This window comes from Kitasatospora sp. NPDC127067, assembly GCF_042724755.1.
GTDB classification, from domain to species: domain Bacteria; phylum Actinomycetota; class Actinomycetes; order Streptomycetales; family Streptomycetaceae; genus Kitasatospora; species Kitasatospora lactacystinica.
Genome location: NZ_JBHXEM010000039.1, coordinates 16,771 through 27,149, shown reverse-complemented (window position 1 = coordinate 27,149; position 10,379 = coordinate 16,771). Strand labels below are relative to the sequence as shown.

Here is a 10,379-nt window from a genome sequence, read left to right as displayed (position 1 = left end):
CGATGACCGCTCCCGGACAGGGCCACGACGAACCGACGGCCGCCACGCCGCCACCCGAGACGGCGCCGGTGCCCGAGCGCATCCTGGCCGCCGCCCGGGCCGCGCCGGGGCAGTGGATCGGGCTGGTCGACCCGAACTGGCAGGGCGAGGGGCAGCCACCGGGCTGGGCGGTGATCGGCCGGTGGCGTGCGGGCGAGGACGGCTCCGTCGAGGAGTTCGCGCCGAACGCGGAGTACCGCCCGTCGCCGCTGGCGCGCGAGTGGCCCGCACCGACCGACCCGGTCGACGCCGCCGTCCAGCTGGCCGCGACCGGGTACGGGCCGGGCGACGACGTCTACCGCGCGCTCGCCTCGGCCCGGGTCGCCGTACTGCTGGACGAGTTCGGCACCGTCGGCGGCTTCGGACTCCCGGACGGCGAACCGGCGGTGGTCGTGTTCTCCGCGCGCTCCTGGCTGGAGGCCGCGGGAAGTCCCGGGCACGCGGTGGTCGGCCCCGGCACGCTGCTGGAACGGCTGCCCCCCGGCCTCGGGATCGTCGTCAACCCGGGAGCCCCGGCCGCGATGAGGCTGGAGCCCGGCTCCCTGTGGGCGGCCCTCGACGCCCGGGAGCGGGCCGGCGACCGGGGCGGCCCGCTCCGCCCGTTCGGCTGAGCCGGCCCGTACCGGGGCGGGCAGCGGAAGGGCCCGCCACCGGGGGACGGGACGCTGTTGGCGAATCCGGAGGTGGTGCGTGACGTCGGCCTTCAAGACCTGGTTGTGGTCTTGAAGGCCGACGTTGTCGTATGGGGTGGGTGTTGATGTCGATGCAGCCGAAGGGGGCCGGGGAGATCCCGGCGGAGACGGTGCGGGTGGCCAGGGCCGCGTTCCCGAAGGGGAGCCTGGCAATCCGGGTGAGGGACGAGCTGGGGCTGCTGTTCAGCGATGCCGAGTTCGCGGACCTGTTCCCGGTGCGGGGCAGGCCCGCCTGGTCCAGGCCGACGCGGGGCAGCGGATGCTGGACGGCGTCCTGGCCGCGGCCCGTGAGAAGGGCCTGCTCAAGAGTGCGGGCCGGGCCCGCACCGACTCCACGCACGTTTTGTCGGCGGCACGGCAGATGAACTGGTTGGAGCGGGTCTGCGAGACGCTTCGCTCGGCGCTGAACGCGATAGCCCGTGCCGAGCCCGAATGGCTGGTGGACATAGCCGAACCGGACTGGTTTCGGCACTACGCAACCCGGGCCGAGGACTCCCGCTTCCCCAAGGACCGCGTCCGGCGCCGCGAGGTGGGACTGCGGATCGGGGCGGACGGGATGCGGCTGCTGGAAGCGGCCTTCGCTCCCGGAGCACCACACGGACTTCGCGCGCTGGGCGAGGTCGAGATCCTGCGGCAGACGTGGGTGCAGTGCTTCCATTCGGTCGACGGTGCAGTGCGGCGGCGGGACGGCAACGACCGTCCGCCGGGCGCAACGTTGCTGGTCAATCCGTATGACACGGACGCGCGCGGCTGCATCAAACGTGACACGGCATGGGACGGCTACCGGGTCCATCTCACCGAGACCTGCGAACCCGACTGCCCGAACCTGGTCACGAACGTGGTCACCACCGACTCCACCGTCCAGGACCAGGTGATGAGCGCGCGTATTCACGGGGCTCTGGCCTCGCGCGAGTGCCTGCCGGCCGAGCACTGGGTCGACGCCGGCTACCCCACCGCCTCGCAGATCGTGGCCGCTCGCAGGGACCACGGGGTTGAGCTGCTGGGCCCCGTGGCGGCCAGCACCGCTGCCCAGAGCGGCGGCCCGTTCAGTCAGGAGGCGTTCGCCATCGCCTGGGACACACGGCAGGTGACCTGCCCAAATGGCATCGTCAGCACGTATTGGCGCGAGGGCCGTTCCCAGCAGGGCCTGCCGGTCATCCGGGTCCGTTTCAGCTCTGCAGACTGTCGGCCCTGTTCCGCCCTGAGTGACTGTGTGAACTCATCGAAGGCCGGGCGCCGTGAGCTGAGCCTGCGGCCCCGGGCCGAGCACGAGGCTGTCCGCAAGGCCCGCACCGAACAACAGACCGATGAGTGGAAAGAGCGCTACCGGATCCGGGCAGGTGTCGAGGGCACCATCTCCCAGGGCGTCGGCCGCTGCGGCCTGCGTAGATCCCGTTACCAGGGCTTGGCGAAGACCAGCCTCCAGCACCAGTTCACCGGCGCCGCGATCAACCTTGCCCGCATCGACGCCCACCTCACCGACACACCACGGGCCCGCACCCGCTCCAGCCACTTCGCACGGCTTCGCCCCGCCGAACAACAACTCGGCAGGGCGAAGTAGCGAGGCCCGGGATTCGCCAACAGCGTCCCGGGGGACGGTGACGGGCCCGCGGATCCCCGCCCGGCTCAGCCGGCCAGGCCGCGCAGGGTGTGGTAGACCCCGCAGGCCTGGAGGGCCAGCGGCAGCAGGGCCAGCGCGCACAGGGTGTGCAGGACGTCCGCGAGGCGGCCCCAGTAGGGCAGCAGACGGCGGCCCGGCACGGTCCAGGCGGCGACGAGGAGGGCGGCCGTCAGCGTCAGCAGGACCGCGAGCAGGAGCAGCCGGTCGGTGGTGGAGGCGCCGGCGGCGGCGCGGGTGAGCAGCACCAGGCCGCCGAGGACGCCGGGCAGCAGGACGGCCAGGCGCTGGCGGATGCTGCCGACGGCCCGTCCGTGCAGCAGGAGCAGCAGGCTCAGCGCACCGGCCTCGGCCGGGCCGGCCCAGCCGTCGGCGAAGGGCAGCACGGTCAGGCAGACGGCGCAGACGGCGCCGATCGCGGTGTGCAGGGCCATCAGGTAGTCGTCGGCGACCAGGGCGCGGGGCAGCACGGCGGCGGCCGGGACCGGCTCGATGTTCTCCTGGAGCTCGTCGGCGTTGCGCGGCAGCATCGGCAGCCGCAGCCCGGACAGCCGGAACGCCAGCGAGGGCACGAAGGCGCCGACCAGCACGGCCACCACCCCGACCACCGCCACCAGCTGGGCGAGCGTCATCCCGGCCAGCACCAGTACCCCCGACAGCACCCCGAGCAGCGCGACCAGCGCCACCCCGAGGAACAGCGGCGCCGCCGCCCCCACCGCCGCCAGTGCCAGCACCGCCGCCCCGGCCCCGGCCGAGGAGGCGGCCAGGATCCGGGCACCGAGCAGCTCGCCCCCACCGGACCCGCCGGACCCGCCCGGCCCGTTCGGCAGCAGCAGCGCGGCGAGCGCCAGGTACGGGACGGCGGCGGCGCCCAGCGCGGCGCCCGCGCCCGCGTCGGCCATCGCCCGGGAGGCGCTGGCCGCGCCGAGCAGCAGCAGGGCGGCGACCGCCGCGGCGGCGGCCTCGCGCGGGGCGGCCGGGCCGGACAGGGCGAGCAGCACCCAGCCGGCCGCCAGCGCCGTCAGCGCCAGGGCCAGCGAGAGGACCCGGGTGAGGGCCGGGCGCCAGGTGTCGCCGCGCTCGTTCATGCCGGTTGCGACGCCGTCCACCAGATCGTCGAAGTGCACCTCCGGCAGGGCCTCGTGGCGGGCCCGCAGGTACAGGGCGTCGCCGTCGTGCAGGCCGAGCGCCTCGGCGGTGCGCTCCTCGTCCAGCGGCTCCTCGCCGAGCCGCTGGAGCACCCAGCCGCCGTGCTCCAGGCCCTCCTCGGCGAGCCCGGGCCCGGCGTGCCCGAGGACGGCGGGCAGCAGGTCGGCCAGGGGCACATCGGCGGGGACGGCCAGCTCGAAGGCCGTCCCCGGCGCATGGAACCTCAATCGGCACAGTCCTGCCACGACACTGCTGCTCACGCCGGTCCTCCGGTTCGCTGGGCGGTGGTCCGCCTCTCCGCCCGGATGAACGGCCTGCCCGGCGTGCTGCGTTCAACCGGTGTGCCGCGGCCGAACCCCGCACCGCTGAACCTCCGGTGCCGCGCCGTCCGTCACCCAGAGGGAACGGCCGTGGTGAGAAGGAGCCCTGAGTGAGCGTGGAGCTGATCAACCGGACGCCCCGGCGTCCGGGGCCCGAGATGCCGGACGGCGAGATCCAGCTCCAGGAACCGCCGGGCCTGCCGGAGAAGCAGAGCGGCATGGCCAGCGTGATCAGCATGGCGCCGATGGCGCTCGGCTCGCTGTCGATGGTGTTCATGTTCCTGCACCCGGGCGGCGGCGAGGGCGGCGGCGGCATGCTCAGCTACGTCGCGATGGGCATGATGGCGCTGTCCGCCGTCGGGATGCTGGTCACCCAGCTGATCCGCGGCTCCAGCGACCGCAAGCAGCAGCTGCGCGCCGAACGCCGCGACTACCTGCGCTACCTCTCCCAGATGCGCCGTCAGGTGCGCCGCTCGATCGACGCCCAGCGCAAGGCCCTGGCCTGGCGGCACCCGGCACCGTCCGAACTGGGCTCGCTGGTCGGCACCACCCGGCTGTGGGAGCGACGGGCCTCCCACCCCGACTTCAGCGACGTCCGGATCGCGCTCGGCGCCCAACGCCTGGCGACCCCGCTCGCGCCGCTGGCCACCAAGCCGGTGGAGGACCTGGAGCCGCTCTGCGCCCACGCGCTGCGCCGCTTCATCCACGCCTACGGCACGCTCGCCGACCAGCCGATGGCGATCCACCTGCGCGGCTTCGCCCACCTGCTGCTGCGCTCCGACGACCCCGAGGCCGCCCGCTCGCTGGTGCGGGCGGTGCTGGCCCAGCTCGCCGTGGTGCACGGCCCGGACGAGCTGTGCATCGCCGTCGTCACCGACCCCGAGCGGCGGGCCGAGTGGGAGTGGGCCAAGTGGCTGCCGCACGCCCTGCACCCGACCGACACCGACGGCGCGGGCCCGGTCCGGCTGGTCGCCGGCAGCCTCGGCGAGGTCGAGCAGCTGCTCGGCGAGGAGTTCACCGGCCGTCCCGGCTTCGAGCCGGACGCCGTACCGGCCCGGGACGAGCCGTTCACCGTCCTGGTCCTGGACGGCCCCGGCGCCCACTCCGGCAGCCGCGCCGCGCTGGCCGGTTACCGCAACGCCGTCCTGATCGACCTCGCCGACTCCCTGGAGTGGCGCCCGGCCCGCACCACCCTGCGGCTGCGGATCGAGGACGGCCGGCTCACCATGGTCGGCGCCGACCGCAACCGCAAGGACGTCGTCACCGACCTCGGCCGCCCCGACGGGCTCCCCCTGCCCGCGGCGACCCGCCTCGCCGCCCGGCTCGCCCGCTACCGGATCGCCGACGGCGTCGACGCCGCCGAACCGCTCGCCACCGACTTCGACCTCACCGCCCTGCTCGGCATCCCCGACCTGCACGCCCACGACGTCGAGGCGCTCTGGGCGCAGCGCGGCATCCCGCAGCGGCTGCGCGTCCCGCTCGGCCTCGGCCCGGACGGCCGGCCCGTCGACCTGGACCTCAAGGAGTCCGCCCAGGGCGGTATGGGCCCGCACGGCATGCTGATCGGCGCCACCGGCTCCGGCAAGTCCGAGCTGCTGCGCACCCTGGTGCTGGCGCTCGCCGTCACCCACTCCTCCGAGGTGCTCAACTTCGTCCTGGTCGACTTCAAGGGCGGTGCGACCTTCCTCGGCCTGGACACCCTGCCGCACACCTCCGCCGTGATCACCAACCTCGCCGACGAGGCCGCCCTGGTCGACCGGATGCGCGACGCCCTGCACGGCGAACTCGTCCGCCGCCAGGAGGTGCTGCGCGAGGCCGGGTACGCCTCGCTGCTGGACTACGAGACCGCGCGCGCCGCCGGCACCGCGCTGCGGCCGCTGCCGACGCTGTTCGTGGTGGTCGACGAGTTCAGCGAACTGCTGTCCGCGCACCGGGACTTCATGGAGCTGTTCGTGATGATCGGCCGGCTCGGCCGCTCCCTCGGCGTACACCTCCTGCTGGCCTCGCAGCGGCTCGACGAAGGCCGGATGAGCGCCCTGGAGTCCCACCTGTCCTACCGGATCGGCCTGCGCACCTTCTCGGCGATGGAGAGCCGCGGCGTGCTCGGCGTCCCGGACGCCTACCAGCTGCCCTCCCAGCCCGGCAACGGCTTCCTGCGCAGCGACATCTCCACCCTCACCCGGTTCAAGGCCGCGTACGTCTCCGGCCCGTACCGCCCCAAGCGCCGTGCCGCCCAGCAGGCCGCCATCGCCGGGCAGGTCGTCGCCTACGGCACCGAGTACGTGATGCCCCGGCAGCTGCCGGTGGCGGCGGCCGAGACCGAGGAGGAGCAGGTCTCGGCCGGCTCGCTGCTGGAGATCGCGTCCGGCCGGCTCCGCGACGCCGGGCCGCCCGCCCACCGGGTCTGGCTGCCGCCCCTGGACGTCCCGCCCACCCTCGACGAGCTGCTGCCGCCGCTCGTACCGCACCCCGAGCGCGGCCTCACCACCGAGGACCGGGCCCGGCACGGCACCCTCGGCCTGCCGGTCGGCGTGGTCGACCGCCCCTTCCACCAGCTGCGCGACCTGCTCACCGCCGACCTCTCCGGCGCCGGCGGCCACGTCGGCATCGCCGGCGCCCCGCAGAGCGGCAAGAGCACCCTGCTGCGCACCCTGATCACCGGGCTCGCGCTCACCCACACCCCGCGCGAGGTCCAGTTCTACTGCCTGGACTTCGGCGGCGGCACGCTCTCCGCGCTGCGCGGCCTGCCGCACGTCGGCGGAGTCACCGGCCGGCACGACGGCGAGCGGGTGCTGCGGACCGTGGCCGAGGTCAACGGGATCATCACCCGCCGGGAGAAGTACTTCGCCGAGCTCGGCATCGACTCCGTCGCGTCCTTCCGCCGCCGGCGGGCCGCGGGCGAGCTGCCCGACGAGACGCACGGCGACGTCTTCCTGGTGGTCGACGGCTGGAACACCCTGCGCCAGGAGTTCAACGACCTCGTCCAGCCGCTCACCCTGATGTCCCAGCGCGGCCTCAACTACGGCGTCCACCTGGTCGTCGGCACCACCCGCTGGGGCGAGATCACCGGCGGTCTGCGCGACCAGCTGCAGACCCGCTTCGAGCTGCGGCTCGGCGACTCCGTCGACTCGATGATCAACATGCGGGCCGCCGCCAAGGTGCCCAAGCTGCCCGGCCGCGGCCTCACCGACGAGCAGCTGCACTTCCTCTCCGCACTGCCCAGGATCGACGGCTCCGGGAACACCGACGACCTCGGCGAGGGCGTCGCCGACCTGGTCGACGCCGTCGCCGCGCACTGGACCGGGCCGCGCGCCCCCGAGGTGCGGATGCTGCCGCTCGTCCTGGACGCCGAGCGGCTGCCCGCCCCCGAGGGCCGGCTGCGGGTGCCGATCGGCCTGGAGGAGACCGAGGTCTCGCCGCTGTGGCACGACTTCGAGGAGAACCCGCACCTGCTGGTGGTCGGCGACAGCGAATCCGGCAAGACCAACCTGCTGCGGCTGATGATCAAGGCCATCACCACCGCCTACACCCCGGCCGAGGCCAGGATCATGCTGGTCGACTACCGGCGCGGCCTGTACGACGCGGTGCCGGAGGAGTACCGGCTCGGCTACGCGGTGGCCGTCGACAAGCTCCGCCAGATCGTGGACGGCGCGTCCCGGGCGATGAAGAACCGCGTCCCGCCCGCCGACATCACCCCCGCCCGGCTCAGGCTGCGCGACTGGTGGACCGGCCCCGAGCTGTTCATCCTCGTCGACGACTACGACCTGGTCGGCTCGGGCAGCGGCGGCCACCCCTTCAACGTGCTGCTGGAGGACCTCGCCCAGGGCACCGAGATCGGCCTCCACGTGGTCGTCGCACGCGGCGCCAACGGCATCGGGCGGTCGCTGGGCGACCCGCTGATCCGCAAGCTCCAGGAGGTCAACTCGCCCACCCTGCTGATGTCCTGCCCGCCCTCCGAGGGCTACCTGTTCGGCAACCTCAAGCCCCGCCAGTTCCCGGCCGGCCGCGGCCTGTACATCACCCGGCGGCGGACCGTGCAGGTGCAGACCGGGCAGCTGGCGGAGGAGGAGTGATGGGCGCCTCGACGCTGCGGGCGCTCGGCCCGCACTACGTGATCGCACCGCCCGGCGCGGAGGCGCACGGCCTGGCCGAGGCGCTGGCGCCGGTACGGGTCGAGCCGCGGGCCCTGCTGCTGCTCGCCGCCGCCGAGGACGCGGCGCCCGTGCTGCTGGCCTCGCTGGACGAACTCGCCCGGGCCGCGCGCGAACGCGACGCCGACGTGCTGGTGCTGGCCGCCTCCGGGCTGGCGGCGCTCGGCCCGGACGGCCGCCGGCCCGCCGAACTGCTCGCCAGGCGCTGCGGGTTGACGGTCGTCGCGCCGGACGCGGTGGTCAGCGTCGAACCGGACGGCACCCTGCCGGCCCTGAACGGGACGTGGTGGCGCTGCCGGCCCGGCGGGGGAGCGGAACCGCTCGGCGGCCGCTGGCCCGCCGCCGCGACCATCACCCCGCTGGCCGGCGGGGCGTTCTGGGTCACCGAGGCGCCGGTGGGGCCCGCCCTGCCCGCCGTACTGGAGCGGGCCGCCGCACCGCGGGACGGGCTGCTGCTGATCATCGGCGAGCCGGCCGGACCACTGCCCAGCGGCGCCCAACTGGCCAACGCGGCGGTGCTGCTGCAGGAGACGGCCGGACGGGCGGACCACCTCGTGCTGAGCGCGCCGTGGGCCGCACCGGTCGAACTCATCGAACTGGCCGCGGTGTTGGCGGCCTCGCTCGGGCAGGAGGTGCGGGCGGCGATCGGCGTGCCGGTGACTGCGGCGGGGGCCGCCGGGCCCGACGTGCGGACCGTCCATGTGGCGGCGGACGGCGGCGAGGGCTGGGAACCGTACCTCACCGAGCTGGTCGCCCGCCCGAGCGAACGCACCGTCACCGCCGTCGGCTGGCGCACCCGCCCCGACCTGCCCCCGGCCCCCGGGACGGCCCGCTACCCGGCCTTCCCCGGCTGGGAGCTGGAGGCGGTGGCGGCCGGACTGTGGCTGCGCCCGGCCGCCGCCGCGGACCGCGGACCCCGGCTGCGCCGGCCGGACCCGGCGCGGCCGGTGCTGGTCGTCGGCACGCCGGGCCGGCCGGTGCCGGAGACGGTCTGGGACCACCTCGGTGCGCTGCTGGGCTCGCTCCCGACCGGGGCGGCGCGGCTCGCGCTCGCGGTGGCGGGGACGCTGGACGTGGAGTCGGCGGCGGTGGGGCGGTTCTGCGCGCGGCTGTACGGGCTGGACTGGATCGGGGCGGAGTCGGTGGCGGCGGGTGCGGTGGTGGAGCCGTGGTCCCGGGCCGAGGCCGAGGCCGAGGTCGCGGTCGAGGCTGCGGTGGAGCCGGAGCCGGAGCCGGAGCCGGAGCCGGAGCCGGAGCCGGAGCCTGTGCCGGTGGCTGTGCCCGATCCCGATCCCGAACCGGTGACGGTGCCGGCGCCCGCTGCCAGGGTGTCGACCTCGGGCGGGGCCTTCGTGGCGGAGACCTCGGGGGAAACCAGCGAAGGAACAATATTGCTCCCCGAGGCGATCGGTGAGGAGCCCGAGGCGGCCCCCGAAGCCCCGGCCCCCGAGGCCGGTCCGGCTCCCGAGCCCGAGCCCGAGCCGGTCCCCGAGCCCGAGCCGGTCCCCGAGCCCGAGCCGGTCCCCGAGCCCGAGCCGGTCCCCGAGCCCGAGCCGGTCCCCGAGTCCGAGCCGGTCCCCGAGTCCGAGCCCGAGCCGGTCCCCGAACCCGTGACGCCGGTGACGCCCCCGCCCCCGCCCGTGACGCCCCCGCCCGTGACGGCGGCGCCGACCGAGGCGGACCCCGCCACCCCTGCCGAGGACGGCGCGGCCCTGGCCGCCCGGCTCGGCCCCGCCTACCAGCGCCTGGCGCGGCGGGCCGAGGACGTCGCCTCCCGGCTGCCCGCCCTGCGCGCCCGGGCGGAGGAGGGCGAGCAGGGCCCCGAGCTGGTCGCCGTCCTGCTGCAGCACGGCGACTGCGGCCCGCTGGCCCCGCGCGCCGAACTCCTCGCGGCGGCCCGGTCCGGCGCGCCCGGCCCCTACGGCCCGTACCTGCGCTGCCTGGCCGCGGGCCTGCGGCGGCTGCCCAGCCACTACGGCGGCGTGCTGGTCGCGGGCCCGGCGCAGGACTGCGACCTCGCCGCGTACGCCCCGGGCGCGGTGCTGACCGAGCGGGCCCCGGTGACCGGCCTGGCGGCGCCCGGAGCGGATCTGGGGGAGGACATCGGGATCGAGTTCGCCATCTGGTCCGTCAGCGGCCGCCGCAGCTCGGCCTTCGGCGGTCCGGGCGACCAGCCGACGGTGATCTTCGCCCCGGGCACGGAGTTCGAGGTGGTCGAGGTCGAGCCGGCCGCCCCGGAGGAGGGCCGTCCGGCCCGGGTGCTGCTCCACGAGATCGGTGGCGTCCGCCCGGGCCCGGACCGGCTGCGCACCTGGCTCGCCCGCCGCGACGCCGTCGCCCCCGCCGACCGCGTCCGCCCCGCTGACCCCTCCCGCTACGCCCTCGCCCTGGGCGCCGCCTGACGGTCGAC

4 protein-coding genes and 1 pseudogene are annotated in these 10,379 nt (G+C 75.5%); 4 read left to right on the top strand and 1 reads right to left on the bottom strand.

The annotated features are described in order from the left end of the window. The first annotated feature begins 2 nt into the window (after nucleotides 1–2). Nucleotides 3–650, top strand: coding sequence for a type VII secretion system-associated protein (locus tag ACFWJ4_RS18155; protein WP_380545057.1), 648 nt, complete (start codon nucleotides 3–5; stop codon nucleotides 648–650). Nucleotides 651–796: 146 nt separating this feature from the next. Further along, a pseudogene (locus ACFWJ4_RS18150) lies at nucleotides 797–2,292 on the top strand (transposase). A 65-nt stretch (nucleotides 2,293–2,357) separates the two neighbouring features. On the opposite strand, the gene eccD reads toward ACFWJ4_RS18150, so the two are convergent. After that, a complete protein-coding gene (gene eccD / locus ACFWJ4_RS18145) occupies nucleotides 2,358–3,758 on the bottom strand; it encodes a type VII secretion integral membrane protein EccD (RefSeq protein WP_380545055.1) in 1,401 nt (466 codons plus the stop codon). Nucleotides 3,759–3,928: 170 nt separating this feature from the next. On the opposite strand from eccD, the gene eccCa reads away from it, so the two are divergent. Next, nucleotides 3,929–7,891 (top strand): type VII secretion protein EccCa, encoded by a 3,963-nt coding sequence (eccCa, locus tag ACFWJ4_RS18140; protein WP_380545053.1) that lies wholly within the window; start codon nucleotides 3,929–3,931, stop codon nucleotides 7,889–7,891. After that, the gene (locus ACFWJ4_RS18135) at nucleotides 7,891–10,371 is read left to right on the top strand and encodes a hypothetical protein (protein WP_380545051.1); all 2,481 of its coding nucleotides are present in this window, start codon (nucleotides 7,891–7,893) and stop codon (nucleotides 10,369–10,371) included. The genes eccCa and ACFWJ4_RS18135 overlap by 1 nt, the downstream gene beginning before the upstream one ends. Nucleotides 10,372–10,379 lie beyond the last annotated feature (8 nt).

Bases quoted from the DNA above. Each gene is read 5' to 3' on its own strand.
- ACFWJ4_RS18135 (WP_380545051.1), top strand. From the start codon at position 7,891: ATGGGCGCCTCGACGCTGCGGGCGCTCGGCCCGCACTACGTGATCGCA.
- ACFWJ4_RS18155 (WP_380545057.1), top strand. From the start codon at position 3: ATGACCGCTCCCGGACAGGGCCACGACGAACCGACGGCCGCCACGCCG.